This window comes from Streptomyces pallidus (ex Mingjun et al. 2026) (assembly GCF_051550185.1).
In the GTDB taxonomy this organism is placed as follows: Bacteria; Actinomycetota; Actinomycetes; order Streptomycetales; family Streptomycetaceae; genus Streptomyces.
Genome location: NZ_CP196181.1, coordinates 4,329,922 through 4,349,719, shown reverse-complemented (window position 1 = coordinate 4,349,719; position 19,798 = coordinate 4,329,922). Strand labels below are relative to the sequence as shown.

At 74.1% G+C, this 19,798-nt stretch carries 19 protein-coding genes; 10 read left to right on the top strand and 9 right to left on the bottom strand.

What is annotated here, in order from left to right; genetic code table 11:
- Positions 1 to 56: 56 nt before the first annotated feature.
- Together ACSHWO_RS19250 and ACSHWO_RS19245 are read left to right on the top strand one after the other, a co-directional pair.
- Positions 57 to 689: a DUF4291 domain-containing protein gene (locus tag ACSHWO_RS19250; protein WP_438313332.1), complete on the top strand. Its 633-nt coding sequence runs from the start codon at positions 57 to 59 to the stop codon at positions 687 to 689.
- A 291-nt stretch (positions 690 to 980) separates the two neighbouring features.
- Entirely contained in the window at positions 981 to 2,330 is a 1,350-nt protein-coding gene (locus tag ACSHWO_RS19245; RefSeq protein ID WP_438313330.1) for an LPXTG cell wall anchor domain-containing protein, read from the top strand.
- Positions 2,331 to 2,422: 92 nt separating this feature from the next.
- Here ACSHWO_RS19245 and ACSHWO_RS19240 read toward each other — a convergent pair whose 3' ends face one another.
- The gene (locus ACSHWO_RS19240) at positions 2,423 to 2,710 is read right to left on the bottom strand and encodes a hypothetical protein (protein ID WP_438313328.1); all 288 of its coding nucleotides are present in this window, start codon (positions 2,708 to 2,710) and stop codon (positions 2,423 to 2,425) included.
- Positions 2,711 to 2,872: 162 nt separating this feature from the next.
- Here ACSHWO_RS19240 and ACSHWO_RS19235 point away from each other — a divergent pair, with 162 nt between their 5' ends.
- The gene (locus ACSHWO_RS19235) at positions 2,873 to 4,516 is read left to right on the top strand and encodes a DNA repair helicase XPB (protein ID WP_361094800.1); all 1,644 of its coding nucleotides are present in this window, start codon (positions 2,873 to 2,875) and stop codon (positions 4,514 to 4,516) included.
- Here the strand turns inward: ACSHWO_RS19235 and ACSHWO_RS19230 are convergent.
- Together ACSHWO_RS19230 and ACSHWO_RS19225 are read right to left on the bottom strand one after the other, a co-directional pair.
- On the bottom strand, positions 4,474 to 5,394 hold the full coding sequence (locus tag ACSHWO_RS19230; protein ID WP_438313326.1) for a glycosyltransferase 87 family protein: 921 nt from the start codon (positions 5,392 to 5,394) through the stop codon (positions 4,474 to 4,476). The two genes, ACSHWO_RS19235 and ACSHWO_RS19230, sit on opposite strands and share 43 nt — an antisense overlap.
- Before the next feature lie 153 nt (positions 5,395 to 5,547).
- A complete protein-coding gene (locus ACSHWO_RS19225; protein ID WP_361094806.1) occupies positions 5,548 to 5,742 on the bottom strand; it encodes a hypothetical protein in 195 nt (64 codons plus the stop codon).
- Positions 5,743 to 6,087: 345 nt separating this feature from the next.
- Here ACSHWO_RS19225 and ACSHWO_RS19220 point away from each other — a divergent pair, with 345 nt between their 5' ends.
- Positions 6,088 to 8,235 carry a HelD family protein gene (locus tag ACSHWO_RS19220; protein WP_438313324.1) on the top strand — a complete coding sequence of 716 codons (2,148 nt, stop codon included), beginning with the start codon at positions 6,088 to 6,090 and terminating at the stop codon, positions 8,233 to 8,235.
- 72 nt (positions 8,236 to 8,307) lie between these two features.
- On the opposite strand, the gene ACSHWO_RS19215 is transcribed toward ACSHWO_RS19220, so the two are convergent.
- Positions 8,308 to 9,003: a copper homeostasis protein CutC gene (locus ACSHWO_RS19215; RefSeq protein WP_438313322.1), complete on the bottom strand. Its 696-nt coding sequence runs from the start codon at positions 9,001 to 9,003 to the stop codon at positions 8,308 to 8,310.
- 114 nt (positions 9,004 to 9,117) lie between these two features.
- Here ACSHWO_RS19215 and ACSHWO_RS19210 point away from each other — a divergent pair, with 114 nt between their 5' ends.
- Both ACSHWO_RS19210 and ACSHWO_RS19205 read left to right on the top strand, forming a co-directional pair.
- Positions 9,118 to 9,867: an HD domain-containing protein gene (locus ACSHWO_RS19210; RefSeq protein ID WP_438313320.1), complete on the top strand. Its 750-nt coding sequence runs from the start codon at positions 9,118 to 9,120 to the stop codon at positions 9,865 to 9,867.
- Positions 9,868 to 9,971: 104 nt separating this feature from the next.
- The gene (locus tag ACSHWO_RS19205; RefSeq protein WP_438313318.1) at positions 9,972 to 11,207 is read left to right on the top strand and encodes a Cmx/CmrA family chloramphenicol efflux MFS transporter; all 1,236 of its coding nucleotides are present in this window, start codon (positions 9,972 to 9,974) and stop codon (positions 11,205 to 11,207) included.
- Positions 11,208 to 11,229: 22 nt separating this feature from the next.
- Here ACSHWO_RS19205 and ACSHWO_RS19200 read toward each other — a convergent pair whose 3' ends face one another.
- The 4 genes from ACSHWO_RS19200 to ACSHWO_RS19185 all read right to left on the bottom strand — a co-directional run bounded on the left by ACSHWO_RS19200 (position 11,230) and on the right by ACSHWO_RS19185 (position 14,866).
- Positions 11,230 to 12,828: a caspase family protein gene (locus tag ACSHWO_RS19200; RefSeq protein WP_438313316.1), complete on the bottom strand. Its 1,599-nt coding sequence runs from the start codon at positions 12,826 to 12,828 to the stop codon at positions 11,230 to 11,232.
- A 3-nt stretch (positions 12,829 to 12,831) separates the two neighbouring features.
- Positions 12,832 to 13,899: an esterase/lipase family protein gene (locus ACSHWO_RS19195; protein ID WP_438313314.1), complete on the bottom strand. Its 1,068-nt coding sequence runs from the start codon at positions 13,897 to 13,899 to the stop codon at positions 12,832 to 12,834.
- Between the two features lie 297 nt (positions 13,900 to 14,196).
- Entirely contained in the window at positions 14,197 to 14,463 is a 267-nt protein-coding gene (locus ACSHWO_RS19190) for a DUF4031 domain-containing protein (protein ID WP_361094824.1), read from the bottom strand.
- Positions 14,464 to 14,473: 10 nt separating this feature from the next.
- Positions 14,474 to 14,866 carry a hypothetical protein gene (locus ACSHWO_RS19185; protein WP_361094827.1) on the bottom strand — a complete coding sequence of 131 codons (393 nt, stop codon included), beginning with the start codon at positions 14,864 to 14,866 and terminating at the stop codon, positions 14,474 to 14,476.
- 230 nt (positions 14,867 to 15,096) lie between these two features.
- On the opposite strand from ACSHWO_RS19185, the gene murQ reads away from it, so the two are divergent.
- From murQ to ACSHWO_RS19170, 3 genes are all read left to right on the top strand, one after another.
- Positions 15,097 to 16,059 carry an N-acetylmuramic acid 6-phosphate etherase gene (gene murQ, locus ACSHWO_RS19180; protein WP_438313311.1) on the top strand — a complete coding sequence of 321 codons (963 nt, stop codon included), beginning with the start codon at positions 15,097 to 15,099 and terminating at the stop codon, positions 16,057 to 16,059.
- A 103-nt stretch (positions 16,060 to 16,162) separates the two neighbouring features.
- Positions 16,163 to 17,680 carry a PTS transporter subunit EIIC gene (locus ACSHWO_RS19175; RefSeq protein WP_438313309.1) on the top strand — a complete coding sequence of 506 codons (1,518 nt, stop codon included), beginning with the start codon at positions 16,163 to 16,165 and terminating at the stop codon, positions 17,678 to 17,680.
- A gap of 28 nt (positions 17,681 to 17,708) precedes the next feature.
- On the top strand, positions 17,709 to 18,083 hold the full coding sequence (locus tag ACSHWO_RS19170; protein ID WP_385840973.1) for a hypothetical protein: 375 nt from the start codon (positions 17,709 to 17,711) through the stop codon (positions 18,081 to 18,083).
- Between the two features lie 309 nt (positions 18,084 to 18,392).
- On the opposite strand, the gene ACSHWO_RS19165 is transcribed toward ACSHWO_RS19170, so the two are convergent.
- Positions 18,393 to 18,992, bottom strand: a complete 600-nt coding sequence (locus ACSHWO_RS19165) for a phosphoribosylanthranilate isomerase (RefSeq protein WP_438313306.1) — start codon at positions 18,990 to 18,992, stop codon at positions 18,393 to 18,395.
- Between the two features lie 207 nt (positions 18,993 to 19,199).
- On the opposite strand from ACSHWO_RS19165, the gene ACSHWO_RS19160 reads away from it, so the two are divergent.
- Positions 19,200 to 19,784, top strand: coding sequence for a Uma2 family endonuclease (locus ACSHWO_RS19160; protein ID WP_438319159.1), 585 nt, complete (start codon positions 19,200 to 19,202; stop codon positions 19,782 to 19,784).
- Positions 19,785 to 19,798: the final 14 nt, after the last annotated feature.

The following is a 19,798-nucleotide window of genomic DNA, read 5'->3' as shown; positions in this document are numbered from 1 at the left end:
CGGCGGCCGGGGAAAACCGCTGGCCAACGCCCGTGCGTACGGCGCAGGCTGATGCCATGTCCGACAGCACGCCCTCGCGGGCCCCGGAGGCACGGAAGGCGCAGCCGGCGCCCCACCGGCAGGTCCGCGCCGCCCACACCGACACCACGGTCACCGTCTACCAGGCGTACGCGCCCCGCATCGGCCTCCCGGCGGCCCGCGACGGCCGGTTCCCGCCCGCCTGGAAGCGGGAGCGGATGACCTGGATCAAGCCGTCGTTCCTGTGGATGATGTACCGCTGCGGCTGGGCCACGAAGACCGACCAGGAGACCGTCCTGGCCGTCGAGATCACCCGCGCGGGCTTCGACGAGGCGCTGCGCCGCGCCTGCCTGTCGCACTACGAGCCCGGCACGCACGCCGACCGCGAGGCCTGGCAGCGGTCCCTGCGCGACTCCCCCGCCCGCGTCCAGTGGGACCCCGAGCGGAACCTGCACCTGAACCCGCTGCCGTACCGCTCGCTCCAACTGGGCCTGTCCGGGCCGGCGTCGCGGGCGTACGCGGACGAATGGACGGTCTCCATCCGCGATGTGACGCCGCTGGCCCGGGAGATCCACGCCTTGGTGCAGACGGGCGACGACGCTGCGGCGCGGGCGCTCCTGCCTGCGGAAACGCCCTATCCGACGGGTCCGCTGACGCACCTCGGGGCGTAGCCGGGCGACCGGTCGGACCGGACCGAAAGCGGAGCCATTCATACCTGTTAGCGCAGGTCAGGGCGGTTGGGAATGGCCCCCGGGGTACTGTTGCACGGCAGTGACACACGGGGGATGCATTGCCCATGCACATTATGTGAAGATCGGTTGATCTCAGCAGCGGCCGAGGGGAAGCGGCACAGCAGACAGCAGCACCGCCCCGCGCCCGTCACTCGCACTTCCCGTCGCCTTCCCGCCGACGCCCGTTCCACGCGGAGCGCCGGCCCGTCCGTTCCTTGGGGGGAATCCGCAATGCCCGCTCGCACCGCCGTCCGTCGCCCCGTCCGCGCCGCTGCCGCTGCCGCAGTGGTCGCAGCGGTCGCCGGCACCGCCCTCGCGCCGCTGTCGGCGTTCGCCGCTCCGGCCGAGGACGGCGGCGTCCTGCAGATCACGATGGGTGCGCCGGACCACGACGGCAAGCTGAAGCCCGGCGGGACGCCGGGGACCTTCGAGCTGACGGTGACCAACCCCTCGGACAAGGTCCGCGCCTTCCACCCGTCGATCAGCGGCATCCCCACGGGGCCGAGCCCCCTCCAGCAGAACGACGTGACCTTCCAGGTCGAAGCGGTCGGCGACACCCCGGCGTCGGAGTCCGCCGTCCTCCAGCAGGACAGCGTCTGGCGGCGCGTGCTCCGCCCGACCGGCAAGACCGGCGGCTTCGAGGTACCGGCGGGCGGCAAGCTGACCTGGAAGGTCACCGTCGGCCTCGGCGCGAGCTACCCGACCAACCTCGGCGACTTCGAGCTGCGCGCGTCGACGACGCCCGAATCCGAGCTGGCGAAGGACGGCGGGGCCTCCCTCACCTTCAAGAGGGACCCGGCCGTCAAGGTGGGCGAGTTCAACACCTGGATCGACGGCATCGGCGCATGCGAGGGCAGCACCGCGCCCGACTGCCGCGAGCTGAACATGAAGTACGTCGCCACCGGCGAAGGCAGGTTCAACACCGCGCTGGGCTCCCGACTGGTGCTGAAATCCCCGGAGCTCGACTCGGCCGACCTCCAGGTGCGGGCGCAGGTCGACGGCAAGTGGCAGGACGCCAAGGCCGACTCCGGCAAGTTCACCCTGCCGGTCGCCTTGAAGGACTTCGGCGCGGCCTCCGGCGAGCGCTCCACCCGCGTCCAGATCAAGCTGGGCCCGAAGTCGAAGCTGACGAAGGTCACCGCGTTCGAGATGGCGACCGACGTCTTCCTCAACGAGGGCAACACCTACCCGTTCACCGGGATCAAGGGCGGGAAGATCGACCTCGCCCCGGCGCAGGGCGCCTCCTCCCCGTCGCCGTCGCCGAGCACCTCCGCCTCCCCGTCGCCTGACGAAGGTCACCGCGTTCGAGATGGCGACCGTCTTCCTCAACGCCTCCGCAAGGGCGGGAAGATCGACCTCGCCCCGGCGCAGGGCGCCTCGGCCTCGCCGTCGGCGTCCGCCTCGACGACCGCCGCGGCGGGCACCACCACCGGCACCACGGGCTCCTCCGGCTCCCTCGCCAGCACCGGCGCCGACTCCAACACCGGCCTGTACTCCGCGCTGGCCGCGGCCCTGGTCGCCGCCGGCGGCGCCGCGGTCTGGCTCGGCGCCCGCCGTCGCAGGGCCGCGTCCCAGGCCTGATCCGCACGACACCCCGAAGGGGCCCGGCGCACGCCCGTGCGCCGGGCCCCTTCGGCCGTACCGGGCACCGCCCGGACGTCTCCCGCGCCCGCTCAGCGGGCCGCGTACACCACCCGCCCCGGCTCGAAGGGCCAGACCTCCGCGAGACAGCGGGAGACGGCCTCGTACAGCGGCCCGTCCAGCGCCGCCCGGTCGGCCCGCACCCAGGAGCCGACGTGCACCGGCCGCGGGCTGCCGCCCTCCTTCGCGATGCTGCCGCCCCAGGCGACCGGGTCCCGCTCGTCGTGCTGCTCCCCCAGCGGCTCCAGCCGGACCCCCTCCCCGACCAGCTCCAGGGGCACGGCGAAATCCCCGGGCACGAACGCTTCTTGATCACTCATGTCCCGACCCCGGGCACCTGCCCGCCGCCCCCCGCCATCACATCGCCGCCGGGCCCGGCAGCCGACGGCCCGCGGAACCGCCCCGGCCGCGCGGCGATGCGGCAGACTGGAGGTTTGGCCGTCCGCGCCCGGGCGGCCACCCGACGCCGGAAAGGGACGTGTGTGAACGGGCCCCTCATCGTCCAGAGCGACAAAACCCTCCTGCTGGAGGTCGACCACGAGCTCGCCGCGGCGGCGCGCCGTGCCATCGCGCCCTTCGCCGAACTGGAGCGGGCGCCCGAGCACATCCACACCTACCGGATCACCCCGCTCGGCCTGTGGAACGCCCGGGCCGCCGGGCACGACGCCGAGCAGGTCGTCGACGCGCTCGTCGAGTACTCCCGCTACCCCGTCCCGCACGCCCTGCTCGTCGACGTCGCCGAGACCATGGCGCGCTACGGCCGCCTCACCCTCTCCAAGCACCCCGTGCACGGCCTGGTGCTGACGAGCACCGACCGGCCGGTCCTGGAGGAGGTCCTGAAGTCCAAGCGGATCGCCCCGCTGGTCGGGGCCCGCATCGACGCCGACACCGTGGCCGTGCACCCCTCCGAGCGCGGCCAGATCAAGCAGACCCTCCTCAAGCTGGGGTGGCCCGCCGAGGACCTCGCCGGGTACGTGGACGGCGAGGCCCACCCCATCGAGCTGGAGGAGAACGGCTGGGCCCTGCGCCCCTACCAGCAGCAGGCGGTGGAGGGCTTCTGGCACGGCGGTTCGGGCGTGGTCGTGCTGCCCTGCGGCGCCGGCAAGACGCTGGTCGGCGCGGGCGCCATGGCCAAGGCCAAGGCGACCACGCTGATCCTGGTCACCAACACCGTCTCGGCCCGGCAGTGGAAGCACGAGCTGGTCCGGCGGACCTCGCTGACCGAGGACGAGATCGGCGAGTACTCCGGCACCCGCAAGGAGATCCGGCCCGTCACCATCGCCACCTACCAGGTCCTCACCACCAAGCGGAAGGGCGTCTACCCGCACCTGGAGCTGTTCGACTCCCGCGACTGGGGCCTGATCCTCTACGACGAGGTGCACCTGCTCCCGGCGCCGGTCTTCAAGTTCACCGCCGACCTGCAGGCCCGGCGGCGGCTCGGCCTGACGGCCACCCTGGTCCGCGAGGACGGCCGGGAGTCCGACGTGTTCTCGCTGATCGGGCCGAAGCGCTTCGACGCGCCGTGGAAGGAGATCGAGGCGCAGGGCTACATCGCCCCGGCGGACTGCGTCGAGGTCCGGGTGAACCTCACCGAGTCGGAGCGGCTCGCGTACGCGACCGCCGAGACGGAGGAGAAATACCGCTTCTGTGCGACGACGGCCACCAAGCGGAAGGTGACCGAGGCCCTGGTCCGCAAGCACCGCGGCGAGCAGACCCTCGTCATCGGGCAGTACATCGACCAGCTCGACGAGCTCGGTGCGCACCTGGACGCGCCCGTCATCAAGGGCGAGACCTCCAACGCGCAGCGGGAGAAGCTCTTCGACGCCTTCCGCGAGGGCGAGATCAGCGTGCTGGTCGTGTCGAAGGTCGCGAACTTCTCCATCGACCTGCCGGAGGCGACCGTCGCCATCCAGGTGTCCGGCACCTTCGGCTCCCGCCAGGAGGAGGCCCAGCGCCTGGGCCGCGTGCTGCGCCCGAAGGCGGACGGCCACGAGGCCCGGTTCTACTCGGTCGTCGCGCGCGACACCATCGACCAGGACTTCGCCGCGCACCGGCAGCGGTTCCTGGCCGAACAGGGCTACGCCTACAGGATCATGGACGCCGACGAGCTGCTGGCCGGCGACTGACCCGTCGCCCGCCCGCCCGGCCGGCGCACCGCCGGCCGGGCGGCCTGCCGCACACCGCTGCGCGCGGGCCCGGCCGTCCGGACGGGCCCGGCCGCCGGTCGTCGGGATACGGGCGCCGGAACCGGTACGGGCGCGGGCGCGCGGGTCGCCCTGAGCAGGAAGGCGAGCAGGGGGACGGCCCAGACCCACAGGTGCGGCCAGTACAGCAGCAGCGCCGGACCTGCGCTGCCGAGCAGGCGGTCCCAGAACTCGGCGGATTCCTGCGGCAGCACCAGCAGCCCGAGCAGCCCGGTGCCGGTGAACGCGGCCAGCGCCGTCACCCCCGCCCGGGCCCGCCCGGTCAGAAGCAGGTACGGAACGAGCACCACCGGAGCCAGGGTGATCCCGGCGGCCGTACCGAGCGCGAAGCCCTTGCCGAGGGCGGCCTCGCGGCGGCCCAGGTCCCACAGGACCAGGCAGGCGAGCCCCAGGTTGACCTGCCCGGGCAGCAGCCCCTGGAACAGCGGCTCCGCCCACAGCCCGACGATGGTGGCGGCCAGGACCGGGCCCGGCCGGGCCCGCAGCCCCGCGAGCCGGCAGGACAGCAGGACCAGCAGGGCGAGCAGGCCTGCGTTTCCGAGCACGAAGACGGCCTTGAGCACACCGGGCGGCAGCCACGCGGCCGGCGTGAACAGGATCGCGGCGAAGGGCGGGTAGACGGCGGGCGGGCGCCATTCCGTCCCCGGGATCCCGGCGACGGCGTCGCCGAGGGCATCGGCAACCGGAATGCGCAGGGCGATGCAGAGGACACCCAGCGCGAGCAGCGAGCCCGTGGCCAGCACGCCGGCCAGGGGCGACGGCGGGCGCAGGGGAGGCAGGGGGTGCAGACGCCGAATCACGGGCGTGACCCTAATGGATCATCGGGCGGGGTCCACCGGTATCCGGCCAGCGGGGCGGCCTCGCGGGCCTGCCGGGCCGGGATGCCGGCCTGCGCCGAAGCGGAACCGGCTCGGACGGCGGGCGCGGCAGCGGGGCCGGCCACCGCCGTCCGGTCAGCGGCGTATGACGCCCGTGTCCTCGCCGTACTCGCCGTACTCGCCGAAGACGATGACGCTCACGGCCGCCGCGGCGAAGACCTTCACGGCACGCAGGACGTCGCCGACGATGTGGCGGTGGTGGTGTTCGGAAGTGGCGGTGGCGCCGCTCGGGCGGCCACCGTGGACCGGAGTGAAGGTTGCGGTGCTCATGTCTCCATGGTGCGTGCAGGACCCCGTCCGGCGCATCGCTCCCGGGGCGGAATCCCCGGGGCCCCCGGCTCCTCCTCACGTCCCATGCCGTCCCCTACGGGCCCACTCCGAGGTCTGACGCCCCCGGGGACGACACCCGGTCGGTGCACGGCCCGCCCGGAACCTCCGGCCCGGGAAAACCGTTCGCGCCGCGCAGGGCCGCTGACTACAATCTCCGCTCTTGCCGCCTCCCGCCGCCGTATCGGGGAGAGCGCCCACCGGACGGAACCGGCGGGCACGCGTGGCCCGCCGGCCGCGCGACCGATCACGCAACCGACCCGCAGACCAGCCGCTGGAGGCCGTCCCGTGCCCGCGCACGCCCCCGAGCCCGCCGCCCCCGCCCCCGCCCCGGCCCCCGCGCCGGCCGCCGCGCACGCGCAGGACCCCGCAGCGGCCGCCGAGGCGAACCCCCTCGCCCGCGAGCAGGCCCACCTCGCCGCCTCCCGCGCCGCACTGCGCGCCATGCGCGCGGACGTCGAGGCCCTCGACATCCGCGACGTCACCGCGAACTGGGTCAACGCGATCGTCCTCCAGGCCCAGATCGACGACCGCATCAAGGCCCTCGCCGACCTCGCCCACACCCCCCTGTTCTTCGGCCGCCTCGACTACCAGCACGCCCCCGGCGCGGAACTCGCCGAGGGCGCCGAGGGCGAGCAGTTCTACATCGGCCGCCGCCACGTCCACGACGCCGACGGCGACCCCATGGTCATCGACTGGCGCGCGCCCGTCTCCCAGCCCTTCTACCGGGCCTCCAAGAAGGACCCGCAGGACGTCGCCCTGCGCCGCCGCTTCGGCTACACCGGCGGCGAGCTCACCGCGTACGAGGACGAGCACCTCTCCGACCCCGCCGAGGCGGCCGCCGTCAGCAAGCTGCTCCAGCAGGAGATCGAACGGCCGCGCGTCGGCCCGATGCGCGACATCGTCGCCACGATCCAGCCCGAGCAGGACGAGATCGTCCGCTCCGGCCTGTCCGGCTCCGTCTGCGTCCAGGGCGGCCCCGGCACCGGGAAGACCGCCGTCGGCCTGCACCGCGTCGCCTACCTGCTGTACGCGCACCGCGAGCGGCTCGCCCGCACCGGCACCCTCGTCATCGGCCCGAACCGGTCCTTCCTCCAGTACATCGAGCAGGTCCTGCCCGCGCTGGGCGAGCTGGAGGTCAAGCAGGCCACCGTGGAGGACCTGGTCACCCGCGACGGCCTGGAGGTCCGCGGCGCCGACGCCGCCGCCACCGCCGTCGTCAAGGGCGACGCCCGCATGGCGCGGGTGCTGCGCCGCGCGGTCCGCTCGCACGTCACCGAGCCCGCCGAAGCCCTGATGGTGGTCCGCGGCTCGCGCCGGTGGCGGGTCCCCGCGTACGAACTCCAGGAGATCGTGGCCGAGCTGCAGGCCCGGGACATGCGCTACGGCGCCGCCCGCGACGCACTGCCGCAGCGCGTCGCGCACGCCGTGCTCGTCCGGATGGAGCAGGCCGGCGAGGCCCCCGACGACCGGGTACAGGACGCGGTCGCACGCAACCCCGCCGTGAAGGCCCTGGTCAAGGCGGTCTGGCCGGCCGTGGAACCCGCGAAGCTGGTGCTGCGGCTGCTGTCCGACGCGGAGTTCCTCGCCGCCCACGCGGACGGGATCCTGTCGGAGGAGGAGCAGCGGCTGCTGCTGTGGGCCAAGCCGGCGCGGAGCGTGAAGTCCGCGAAGTGGTCGCCCGCCGACCTGGTCCTGATCGACGAAGCCGCCGACCTGGTGGAGCGCACGCCCTCGCTGGGCCACGTCGTCCTCGACGAGGCCCAGGACCTGTCCCCCATGCAGTACCGGGCGGTCGGCCGCCGCTGCACCACCGGCTCCGCGACCGTCCTGGGCGACCTCGCGCAGGGCACCACGCCGTGGGCCACCCGCGACTGGGCCGAGGCCCTCGGGCACCTGGGCAAGCCTGAGGCGGCCCTGGAGGAACTGACGGCGGGCTTCCGCGTGCCGCGCGAGGTGATCGCGTACGCCTCCCGGCTGCTGCCGTCGATCTCCCCCGGGCTGGCGGCCGTGTCGTCCGTCCGCGAGACACCGGGCTCGCTGGCCGTGACCCCGGTCCCGGAGGCCGCGGAACTGGCCGCCGCGGTGGTGGAGGCCTGCCGCCGCTCGCTGGAACGGGAGGGCTCCATCGGCCTGATCGCCGCCGACGCGCGGATCCCGGAACTGGCCGGAGCCCTGGAGGCGGCCGGGCTGGCCTGGCTGTCACCGGGTGAGGAGACCACCGCCCGGACCCGCCTCACCCTGGTACCGGCGTCGCTCGCGAAGGGCCTGGAGTACGACTACGTCGTGCTGGACGAACCCGCCGCGATCGTCGCGGGCGAACCGGACGAGCGGACCGGCCTGCGCCGCCTGTACGTGTGCCTCACCCGCGCGGTCTCCGGCCTGACCGCCCTCCACAGCACCCCGCTTCCCCCGGCCCTGACCCCGACCGCCTGACGCCCGCGTGCGAGGGGCGGGTCCGGGCCGTGCCCGTCGCCCGGCGGAGCCGGGATCCCCGGGGCCGGTCGGTCAGGACAAGGCGGCACGCCACTCTGCGACGGCGGCCGCCGAGACCGGGCGGGCCCACCCCTCCGGCCGGGCCGCGCCCCCGATGTGGAAGCCGTCCACCCCGGCCCCGCGCAGCACTGGCAGGTGTTCCAGCGTCAGCCCCCCGCCGACCAGCAGCCGCGCCCCGTACCCCGGCTCGCCGCGCCGCGCCGCCTCGGCCAGCAGCACCGGCAGGCCCTCCTCGACGCCCGCCGCCGACCCGGCCGTCAGGTACGTGTCCAGCCCGGGCAGGTCCGCGAGCGCCTTGCGCAACTGGTCGCGGTCGGCGGCCCGGTCGATGGCCCGGTGGAACGTCCACCGGCAGCCGGCCAGCTCGGCCGTGACCGCCTCGACGGCGGCCAGGTCCGGACCGCCGTCCGGGGCCAGGAACCCGAGGACGAACTCCTCGGCCCCCTCCGCCCGCAGCGCCCGCGTCTGCGCGGCGAGCCGGTCCAGGTCCTCGGCCGAGCCCGCCGAGAAGCCGTCCGACGCCCGGAGCATCACGCGCAGGGGGATGTCGACCGCCGCCCTGATAGCGGCGAAGGTCTCCCGCGAGGGGGTGAGCCCGTCGGCGGCCATGTCGCTGACCAGTTCCAGTCGGTCCGCCCCACCGGCCCGGGCCGCGACCGCGTCCTCCACGTCGAGGGCGATCACCTCCAGGACTGCACGGTTGCTCATTGGGCCCACTCCTCGGGAAGACTGCTGATAGGAAAAATAGGTCTAGTCCAATATCCAGGGTACGGGCCGTTCCCACCCTTCACCAGCACCTTCACGCCACCCCACAATGTCCGCATGGACATGCACAGGGACACGCACCCGGGCAGGGACACGACCGCCGGCACCACCGCCGATCCCGCCACGGCGCCCGCCACGGCCACCACCCCCGCCACCGCCCGGCTGCGCGACCGCTGGCACGCGACCGCCGCCTCGGCCGGCGCCCCCGCCGACCGGGACCCCGCCCCCTACGCCGACCGCCTCCTCGCCGCCTGGGCGGAGCCGCAGCGCCGGTACCACACCACCGCGCACCTGGCCGACGTACTCGAACGGATCGACGTCCTCGCCCCGCACGCCGCCGACCCCGCCGCCGTCGAGCTCGCCGCCTGGTTCCACGACGCCGTCTACCGTCCCGACCGCTCCGAGAACGAGGAGCGCAGCGCCGCCCTCGCCGAGCGCGCCCTGCACGAACTCGGCGTGCCCGGGCCCCGCACCGCAGAGGTGGCCCGACTCGTCCGGCTCACCGTCACCCACGACCCCGCGCCCGGCGACACCAACGGCGAGGTGCTCTGCGACGCCGACCTCGCCGTCCTCGCCGGGGACCCCGCCGCCTACGCGGCCTACGTCGCCGCCGTCCGCGAGGAGTACGGCTTCGTCCCCGAGGACAGCTTCCGCGCCGGCCGGGCCGCCGTCCTGCGCCGGCTCCTGGACCTGCCCCGGCTCTTCCGCACGCCGTACGGCACCGCGCACTGGGAGGCCCGGGCCCGCCGCAACCTGGCCGCGGAACTCGCCGACCTGGCGGACCCGGTGCCCCCGCACGGGGAATGAGATCCACTTCGGGCCGGTTCGTGAAGGACATGCCCGAAGCCCCCACCCCCGCCCCCACGCACGCACCCACCGACTCACCGATACCTACGCCCACACCCACCCGCATGCCGGTCGCCGTGTACGTCCTCGGCCTGTCCGTCTTCGCCCTCGGCACCAGCGAGTTCATGCTCTCGGGGCTCCTGCCGCCCATCGCCGAGGACATGGGCGTGACCATCCCGCAGGCCGGCCTGCTCATCTCCGCCTTCGCGATCGGCATGGTCGTCGGCGCGCCGCTGCTGGCCGTCGCCACCCTGCGGCTCCCCCGCCGCACCACCCTGATCTCGCTCATCGGCCTCTTCGGGCTCGGGCAGGTCGCGGGCGCGCTCGCCCCCTCGTACGAGCTGCTCTTCGCCTCCCGCGTCGTCTCCGCCCTCGCCTGCGCCGGCTTCTGGGCGGTCGGCGCGGCCGTCGCCATCGCGATGGTCCGGCAGGACCAGCGGGCCCGCGCCATGGCCGTGATGATCGGCGGCCTGTCCATCGCCAACGTCCTCGGCGTCCCGCTGGGCGCCTTCCTCGGCGAGCACCTGGGCTGGCGCTCCGCGTTCTGGGCGGTCGGCGCGGCCTCCGCGGTCGCCCTCGCCGGCATCCTCGCCCTGGTCCCGAGGATCCCGCTGCCCGCCGAACGGCCCGGCCTCCGGCGGGAGCTGCGCATCTACCGCGACCGCCAGGTGTGGCTGTCCATCGGCATCACGGCCCTGGCCGCCGGCGGTGTCTTCTGCGCCTTCAGCTACCTGTCCCCGCTGCTCACCGACGTCGCCGGCCTGGACTCCGGTTGGGTGCCGTGGGTGCTCGTCCTGTTCGGGCTGGGCGCCCTGGCCGGGACCACGGCCGGCGGACGCCACGCCGACGCGCACCTCTTCGGGGTGATGCTGTGGGGCGTCACCGCCTCGACGGCGTTCCTCGTCGCGCTGGCGCTGCTGGCCCCGGTGGCCGCGGCCGCCGTGGCCCTGTCCTTCCTGATCGGCTTCTCGACCTTCTTCACCGCCCCCGCCCTCAACGCCCGCATGTTCAACGTCGCCGGCGCCGCCCCGACGCTGGCCGGGGCGACCACCACCGCCGCCTTCAACCTCGGCAACACGGGCGGCCCCTGGCTCGGCGGCACCGTCATCGACAGCGGCCACGGCTTCGCCGCCACCGCCTGGGCGGGCGCCGCCATGACGGTCACCGCGATGGCCCTCACCCTGATCGCCCTCCGCCTGGACCGCCGCACCCCGCCCCGCCCCACCCGCGTGGTCACTTCGTCGACAGCCGTCGGCCGGCCGGAGCGGGCGTCGGCCGACCGCTCGCCGGCCGCCGGCTAGGCCGCGGCGCCACTGCAGGACGTCACTGCAGGACGAACCACTGGGAGTACCCCGTGACCGTGGCGTTGTCCGCGGCCTTCGGCGGGGAGGCGCCCTTCGCGGTGACGGACACGTGGACGTCGTACCTGCCGGGTTTGAGCTGCATGTTGCCGACCGGTGTCGACACCCGCTGGGAGGCCCGGCCGGCCGTCACGGTCTGCGCGTACGGCGCTGCCGGCGGATAGAGGTACGTGTTGCCGGGCGAGGTGCTCAGCCACAGGTAGACGGTCACGTCGGTGGGCTTGTCGGCGGTGACGTCCGCCGCCAGGGTGACCTTCCCGCCGTCAACGACGTAGCAGGGGCTCACCTTGACGGCCGGCATCTCGCGCACGGCCGCCTCGCTCCTGCACCCCCACAGGGCGCCGGAAGCCGGCGCCGCGGCAGGCTGGGTCGCCGGGACCGGGGTGCCCGACGGCGAGGGCGCACCCGCCCCGGGCGCCGTGCTGCCGAGCGCGGACGGGCTCGGCGAGGGCGAAGGAGTAGGCGAGGGGGCGGAGGGGGCTGCCGCGGACGCGGCGGCGGACGCTCCTGCACCTGCCGCCCCCGCCTTCCCGTCCGCCCCATCTCCCCGCCCCGGCATCCCGTTCAGGGCCACGGCAGCCGCGGCCGCCACCACCACCGCGGCGCCCGCCCCGGCCCACACCACGGCTCGCCTGCGGCCTGCCGGCCGGCTCGGGGCGGCGGCCGCGGGCGTGCGCAGGTCGGCAGCCGGGGCGGCAACCGGGGCCGGGGCTTGCCCACCCTCCTCGGCCGGGCCGGGGGCGATCTCCTCCGTGTCGCCGCCGAAGGACCGGATCACCCAGCTCACCGGCGTCTGAACGGGCCGTCGGCCGAGTCGGCGCCCGGCGAAGTGCTCCTTGACGTGCGCCACCAGCGCGTCGAGATCGGGGTCCAGGCCCGGCGAATGCCGCTCCAGCCACTCCAGGACCGCGGTCGAGAACACGCCCGTCTTGTCCGCCCCGGCCTGCACGGCCGCCTGCCCGGCCGCGGCGGCCAGCAGCACGAACTGCTCCACCGTCGCGCGCTGCCCCGCCGGGAAGGGGGCGACGGCCGGCGTGGCCACCTGCTTGCGGTTCTCGATGAACGTCGCGCACGCGTCCACCAGGAACATCTGCCGCCGGTACCCCGCGACGTCGGGCCGGCCGAGGTGCTCGCGCAGGTCGGTCAGGTCGATGCAGCGCGGATCCTGGTTGGTGACGTCCGGGCAGAGCAGCAGCCTGCGCTCCCCCCGCCCCAGCAGGCCGTGCCCGCCCCAGTAGACGTAGAGGACGTCGCCCTCGGGCGCGTCTTCGCGGCTCCTCGGCGCCAGGGCATTCATGATCACGTCACGGGATCCGGCGAACGTGATGGTGAGGTCCAGCTGCTGCGCCTGCTCGTTGAGCGCCTGCCACGACTCCTTCAGCGGCGTCAGCAGCAGCGTGACGTTGTCCTTCGGCACGCCGCGCATGCGCAGCCAGCGGGCGAACCGCATCGCGTCGGCGGCCGCGCCCGGCAGATCGAGGCCCTCGATGTGTTTGAAGTGCTCGATTCCGACCACGACGGCGTGCACGCGCGCCGGATCGGGAGCGGTCGTCTCCACCATGTCTCAGCTCAGCCACGTCTCGACGGCGTCCCAGACCTCGGGGTTCGACCAGTAGGTCGTGTGCGCCCACGGGAAGGGCTGGCGGTTGTCCACCCGATGGTCGCTCGCCCGGTCCGGGAAGACCTTCCCCGCCTGGTACGAGAGGAAGTCGCGCTCGTCGTAGATGTTCAGCCACTTCGCCGGGAAGTGCGCGGGCAGGGTCCCGGGGTGCTCCAGCGAGACGAGCGCGCCGATCTCGTAGAAGTACGGCGCCTGCGAGCCCACCGTGATCAGCTGGTCCACCCGCTCCAGCGGCTCCTGCACCAGCAGGTCGACACAGGCGATCCCGCCGAGGCTGTGCGCGATCAGGGTGATCCGGTCTCCCGGGGTGTTCTCCACCGTCCGTCGGATCTGGTCCCGTACCCCTTGGCCACGGGCCTGGTACCGCAGGATGTCCCCCAGTGCCGGGAGGGCGGCGTCGCCCCACGCCCCGCGCCGGCGGCGGCCCCGCCAGCCGACGGGCGCGAGCAGCGCCTTCCCCAGCAGCCCCTTGAGGGAGCGGCCTTCCGTGTACAGGTCGTCGCCGAGCGAGGCGAGCAGCGCATCGCGCACGATGCCGGAGACCTCCAGTCCCCGGTCGGACGCGAGCGTATGGGTCATGGCCATGACGGCACGGGCCACGGCACGCCGGTGTTCGAACCCGTCCTCGTCCACGGTCGCGGCCGCGTCCTGCAGTTCGGGCGCCCGCACCACCGCCCGTAACGCCTCCGCGAAGTCCTTCTCCAGGCCGCGCGCCGCGAAGGCGTCCAGGACCTCCGGCGAGGGCTCGTACTCGGTGATGTCGGCGAGGAACAGCTCGGAGGGCGCGAGCCCGACCCCGAGGCCCGCCTCACCGGCGGACTGCAGGCCCAGCAGCCGCAGCTCGTACCAGGGGTCCCCGTACAGGACGTCCCATACGGCGATCTCGTCGTCGTCCTCGCGCGTCCCGCCGCGCGACTGCCGGTAGCGGGGTACGGAGTCCCCGTCGAGCGCCATCGAGGCGCCCTGCTCCCGTCCCCAGAAGCAGCCGCGGACCTCCAACCCCAGCCGCATCCGGTCGAGGTTGTCCCGGACGGCGGCGAAGCCCTCCTTTGTACGAGGCCTCCCGGACTCCCGTCCCGTGTACGAACAGCACTGACCGACGCACGATCCCCCTCAGGCCGCAGCGAGTCGACGGACAGACGAAACGGCGGTCATCCTAATGCAGCAAATCCGCCTGGCCTCCTGGCATATGACAGATCGTCACACCGGCCGTCAGGCGGCGAGCACGGGAGACGCACGGCCGCCCGCCGCGGCACCCGGCAGAGCCGTGGGACCATGGCGGCCCGAGGGCCGTGCCGGGTCGCGCGGCTACGCCGGGCGGTGTTTCGGGCGGCGGAGGCCGGCCTTCACCAGGAGGCGGACGATCTCCTTGCTGCCGACCTCCACCGCGCCCGCCGCGACCGCGTCCGCGTAGCGGGACTCGGGCAGGTCGTAGTGGTCGCCGTCGAAGGCCCTCGGCGGACAGCCGATCGAGGCCGCGAAGGCGTGCAGTTCCTCGTACGAGACGTCGCTGACCAGGTGCGACCACATGCGGCCGTGACCCGGCCACGTCGGCGGGTCGATGTAGAGCGTCACCGGCGGCCGCTCACAGGCTTCCGCCGAAGCCGCCCGGGCCGATGACCGGGCCCAGGCCGCCCACCGCGGCGACCTTCACGCCCGCCTTGGCGCACACCCAGTGCGGGTCGGGCCCCAACTCCGGCTCCACGTCCAGCGCGTGCGGGTCGCCGTGCGAGCAGACCGGGCACAGCGGCCAGCGGCCGTACTTCTCCAGCAGCGCGTCCTGCACGTCCTGGGCCACGAGCCCGGCCAGGTAGTCGACGCCCTCGGGCCACTGCTCCACCCACCACCGGCGGTGCGTGACCGAGTCCTCGACGAGGGAGACGACATCGGCCTCGGCGACCTGGCCGGCGACGAGATCGGCGAGGACGAGGGCACGCGCGGCGTGCAACGCCTGCTCCAGGGGTGTTGCATGGTCCATGCGCCCATTGTGAACCCCGACGGGCCCGCTGGCGAAGACCCCCATTTGCTCTGGATTTTTTGGTTTTCCACTGGTTCAGGAGCCTTATGGCGTATTGACCCTGTTCCAGAGTCGAAAATACATTTCGGGGATGAGCGAGGCCGCGAAGTAGACCTTCAGCCCGGCCGCCGTGGCCGGCCGCACCGGGCAGCACCTCGTCGCCCACCGCCCGCCCGTCAGGAGAACGGCCTGTGACCGCCGACGCCGCCACCGACTCCGACCGCCCCCGTACCGGGCTCCGTGCCCAGCTCGACGGCCTGACCACCGAGGCCTTCCGACCCGACCTCGCCGAGATCGACCGCCGGACCACCCTCGAGATCGCCCGCACCATGAACGCCGAGGACGCCGCCGTCCCGACCGCCGTCGCCGCCCAGCTACCCCGGATCGCCGCCGCGATCGACGCCATCGCCGCCCGCATGGCCCGCGGCGGCCGCCTGGTCTACGCCGGCGCCGGAACCGCCGGCCGGATCGGCGTCCTCGACGCCAGCGAGTGCCCGCCCACCTTCAACACCGCCCCCGGCCAGGTCGTCGGCCTGATCGCGGGCGGCCCCGCCGCCGTGCTCCGGTCCGTCGAGGGCGCCGAGGACTCCGCCGAGCTCGCCGCCGCCGACCTCACCGCCCTGGAGCTGACCCGGGACGACACCGTCATCGGCGTCTCCGCCTCCGGCCGCACCCCCTACGCGGTCGGCGCCGTCGACTTCGCCCGCGCCCGCGGCGCCCTCACCGTCGGCCTGTCCTGCAACGCCGGCTCCGCGCTCGCCGCGGCCGCCGAGCACGGCATCGAGGTCGTCGTCGGGCCGGAGCTGCTGACCGGCTCCACCCGGCTGAAGGCCGGCACCGCGCAGAAGCTCGTCCTGAACCTCATCTCGACCATCACGATGATCCGGCTCGGGAAGACGTACGGGAACCTCATGGTCGACCTGCGCGCCTCCAACGAGAAGCTGCGGGCCCGCTCCCGCCGCATCGTGGCCCTGGCCACCGGAGCCGGCGACGAGGAGATCGAGGCCGCGCTCACCGCCACCGGCGGCGAGGTGAAGGCCGCCATCCTCGTCATCCTCGGCGGCGTCGACGGCCCGGCCGCCGCCGGACTGCTGTCCGCCGCGCGCGGACACCTCCGCGCGGCCCTCGCGGAGGCCGCCACCACCCGCCGCTGACCGCCTGCCGCCGGCCGCTCGCCTGCCGCTGAGCGTCTGCCGCCGACCGCCCGTCCCCGCCGTACCGCCGCCGTACCGCCCGCACTGACGAAGGCGACCGCCCATGCCCGAAGACAAGCACCGCGCCACAGCCGCCGCGATCCTGCCCCTGGTCGGCGGCCCGGACAACATCACCTCGATCGCGCACTGCATGACCCGCCTGCGCATCGGCCTGCGCGACCGCTCCCGCGTCGACGACGACGCCCTGAAGGCACTGCCCGCCGTCCTCGGCGTCGTCGAGGACGACACGTACCAGATCGTGCTCGGGCCGGGGGCCGTCGCCCGCATCACCCCGGAGTTCGAGGCACTCGTGGCACAGGCCCGCCGGGCCGGCCCGGCGGCGGCCACCGGGGCGGCGGCAGGCAGCAGCGCCGTTGCCCCCGGGACCCCGGTGACCGCCGCGGAGCTCGCCGACCGGGGCGCCACCCTCAAGCGGGCCCGGACGGCCAGGAACAGCACCCCCGTCAAACTGGCCCTGCGCCGCATCGCGAACGTCTTCGTCCCACTCATCCCCGCCCTCATCGGCTGCGGCATCATCGCCGGCCTGAACGGCCTGCTCACCAACACCGGCTGGCTGCCCGGCGCCGTCCCGGCGCTCGCCGCGATCTCGTCCGGCTTCATGTCCCTGATCGCCGTGTTCGTCGGCCACAACACGGCCAAGGAGTTCGGCGGCACGCCCGTCCTGGGCGGCGCCGTCGCCGCGATCATCGTCTTCCCCGGCGTCGCGAAGATCGACGCCTTCGGCCACCACCTCTCCCCCGGCCAGGGCGGCGTCCTCGGCGCCCTCGCCGCCGCCCTCCTCGCCGTCCAGATCGAGAAGTGGTGCCGCACCTGGGTCCCCGAAGCCCTCGACAACCTGGTCACGCCGACGCTGACCGTCCTCGTCGCCGGCCTGGTCGCCCTCTTCGGCCTGATGCTCGCCGCCGGGGAGGTCTCCGCCGCCATCGGCGCCTTCGCCACCTGGCTGCTGCGCACCGGCGGCTCCTTCGCCGGCCTCGTCCTGGGCGGCCTCTTCCTCCCGCTGGTCATGCTGGGCCTGCACCAGGCCCTGATCCCCATCCACACCACCCTCATCGAGCAGACCGGCTACACCGTCCTCCTCCCCATCCTCGCCATGGCCGGCGCGGGCCAGGTCGGCGCCGCCGTCGCCGTCTACTGCCGCCTCCCGCACAACCGCAGCCTGCGCACCACGATCAAGTCCGCGCTCCCGGCCGGCTTCCTCGGGGTCGGCGAACCGCTGATCTACGGGGTCTCGCTGCCGCTCGGCCGGCCCTTCGTCACCGCCTGCGTCGGCGGAGCGGCCGGCGGGGCGTTCATCGGCCTGTTCAACCAGCTCGGCGTCGCCTTCGGCTCCACCGCCATCGGACCGTCCGGGTGGGCCCTGTTCCCGCTGCTCGACGGCCGTTCCGGGATGGGCCTCACCATCGCCATCTACGCGGGCGGTCTGGCGGTCGGCTACCTGGTCGGATTCCTGGCCACGTACTTCTTCGGCTTCACCCGGCAGATGCTGGCGGACCTGAACGCCGACCCGGGTGCAATTCCGGCCACGGCCCCGCAGGCCACGCAGCCGGCTATGGCGTAAATACGGATCCGGCGGTGAAACTGCCCCCATGCAGCTCCCCGCCGAAGCCGTCGCCGCCACCGCCGTCGTAGAAGTCGTGCGCCTCACCACCCGTCCCGAGCACTACGGCGAACCCATGAGCGGCCCCGTCGTCACCCGCTGGACCGGCCGACAGGCCGCCGACTCCCTTGAGCTGATCTCGTCCATGCCCCCCGGCGACCCCCGCCTGTGCTTCGCGCCGGGCTGGGGCCTGCGGGCGTACGGCGCCACCCACGAGCCCCTGTTCGAGCTGATCTTCTGCTTCAGCTGCCACCACGGCTGGCTGTGGGGCCCCGCCGTCCCCGAAGAGCTGGCCTTCGACACCATCTCCGGCAACACCGCCGAGGCGGAGGCCCTGCTGGCCCACTTCCGCGACGCCGCCTGACCCCCACCAGCCCCTCCTCTCCCCACCCTCCCCCACGTCCCCCACATCCCCCTCGTCCCCCCACCCGCCGGGCCCGTCCGAACGACCAGTTCCGGGCCCGCACCCCTTCCCTACGGCCCCGCCACGGCGCCCGGCAGCTGCCGCCCGCACGCCCGTGGGAGCCGCTGTCGACCCCCTGACCGGGCGTCCGGCGAGCACTGCCGAGCCATCGATTTTCAGCCAGCCGCGGACCGGCTTGTTAACGAGCGTGAACCTGTGGCGCGCGGGCGCCCGGAGTCGTCGACCAGCCGGGCCGCCGGCCCGGCGGCGCTAGGCGCGGGCCGCGGCCACGAAGGCGCGGATCAGGTCCGGGGACTTCACGCCGCGCTCCCGCTCCACCCCGCTGGACACGTCCACGCCCCACGCACCCGTGGTCTCCACGGCCTTGCGGACGTTGTCCGGGCTCAGGCCGCCGGCCAGCAGCCAGTGCCCGCGGGGGGCGGTGAACTCCGCGGCGGCCCAGTTCCACGGCTTGCCGGAGCCGGGGTCGGGGGCGTCGATCAGCAGGAGGTCCTCCCCGTACTCCCCGCACCGCTCCACCCGCCGCGCGGTGGCCCGCAGCAGGGTGCGGCCCTCGGCGCGCAGGGCCTCGTAGAACTCCGGGCCCTCGTCGCCGTGCAGCTGCACGCCCCGGACCCCGCTCTCCTGCGTGAGCCGCCGGACCTCCTCCACCGACTGGCCGCGGAACACGCCGACCGTGAGCACCCCGGCCGGGACCCGCGCGGCCAGCTCGCGGGCCTCGGCGGCGCCGATCGTACGGGGGCTGCCCGCGGCGAAGACGAAGCCGACGGCATCGGCGCCGGCGGCCACGGCCACGTCGACGTCGTGCGCGGTCTTCAGACCGCAGATCTTCACGAAGAGGTCGCTCATGCCCCCAGTGAAACAAATCGCGAGGCCCCGACCCGGGCGGTCCCGAATACGGGGCACCACGACCGACACCGCGTGCTGCGGAGCGCCAGCCCCGCAGGGGTGGCGCTCCGCCCGTATCCGGGCACGGGGGCCGCTCCGCCCCTAGCCTGGAATGTGTACGCCCCAGCGCACGACGACCCCGATCCCGGGAGGACGACGGTGACGATCATGACCGAGCGGGACACCCCCATAGAGGCCCTGCGGGCGCCGACATTCGAGGACCTCCTGCGCACCGTCGAGGAGATGAACACGCCAGACGGCTTCAAGGCCGAGCTCATCCGGGGGAAGATCGTCGTGTCACCGTGGTCCAAGCTGCGTTACTACCGCCCCATGCGGGTACTGCGTGAGCAGCTCGGGGCCCACGCCCCCGAAGGGCACGTGGCAGACATTGCACCCTTCCTGTTCCGGTTCCCGGCAGCCGCACGAGCGTACGGCCCCGACCTCTTCGTGGCCGACGAGTCCGCCTTCGAAGAGGACGGCCGCCACGCTGACGCCGCTGCGCTGTCCCTGGTCGCGGAGTTCACCTCCGTGTCGACCCGGGACGCGGACTGGCAGGAGAAGCTGACGGTCTACGGCCGCCTGGTTCCGGTCTACCTGGTCGTGGACATGCAGGAAGCGGAGATCACCTGCTTCTCCGACCCCTCGCCGCACGGCTACCGCTCCCGGCAGACGGTGTCCTTCGGCAAGCCCCTGGACCTCCCCGAGCCGTTCGGGTTCACACTCGAAACCGCCGGGTTCGCCACCGGGGCGTGAAACGCCCGAGGGCG

Excerpts from the sequence above, each read along its gene's own strand:
- ACSHWO_RS19250 (WP_438313332.1), top strand. The coding sequence starts at position 57 with ATGTCCGACAGCACGCCCTCGCGGGCCCCGGAGGCACGGAAGGCGCAG.
- ACSHWO_RS19245 (WP_438313330.1), top strand. The coding sequence starts at position 981 with ATGCCCGCTCGCACCGCCGTCCGTCGCCCCGTCCGCGCCGCTGCCGCT.
- ACSHWO_RS19240 (WP_438313328.1), bottom strand. The coding sequence starts at position 2,710 with ATGAGTGATCAAGAAGCGTTCGTGCCCGGGGATTTCGCCGTGCCCCTG.
- ACSHWO_RS19225 (WP_361094806.1), bottom strand. The coding sequence starts at position 5,742 with ATGAGCACCGCAACCTTCACTCCGGTCCACGGTGGCCGCCCGAGCGGC.
- ACSHWO_RS19215 (WP_438313322.1), bottom strand. The coding sequence starts at position 9,003 with ATGAGCAACCGTGCAGTCCTGGAGGTGATCGCCCTCGACGTGGAGGAC.
- ACSHWO_RS19210 (WP_438313320.1), top strand. The coding sequence starts at position 9,118 with ATGGACATGCACAGGGACACGCACCCGGGCAGGGACACGACCGCCGGC.
- ACSHWO_RS19205 (WP_438313318.1), top strand. The coding sequence starts at position 9,972 with ATGCCGGTCGCCGTGTACGTCCTCGGCCTGTCCGTCTTCGCCCTCGGC.
- ACSHWO_RS19200 (WP_438313316.1), bottom strand. The coding sequence starts at position 12,828 with ATGGTGGAGACGACCGCTCCCGATCCGGCGCGCGTGCACGCCGTCGTG.
- ACSHWO_RS19195 (WP_438313314.1), bottom strand. The coding sequence starts at position 13,899 with ATGCGGCTGGGGTTGGAGGTCCGCGGCTGCTTCTGGGGACGGGAGCAG.
- ACSHWO_RS19185 (WP_361094827.1), bottom strand. The coding sequence starts at position 14,866 with ATGGACCATGCAACACCCCTGGAGCAGGCGTTGCACGCCGCGCGTGCC.
- ACSHWO_RS19175 (WP_438313309.1), top strand. The coding sequence starts at position 16,163 with ATGCCCGAAGACAAGCACCGCGCCACAGCCGCCGCGATCCTGCCCCTG.
- ACSHWO_RS19170 (WP_385840973.1), top strand. The coding sequence starts at position 17,709 with ATGCAGCTCCCCGCCGAAGCCGTCGCCGCCACCGCCGTCGTAGAAGTC.
- ACSHWO_RS19165 (WP_438313306.1), bottom strand. The coding sequence starts at position 18,992 with ATGAGCGACCTCTTCGTGAAGATCTGCGGTCTGAAGACCGCGCACGAC.
- ACSHWO_RS19160 (WP_438319159.1), top strand. The coding sequence starts at position 19,200 with ATGACCGAGCGGGACACCCCCATAGAGGCCCTGCGGGCGCCGACATTC.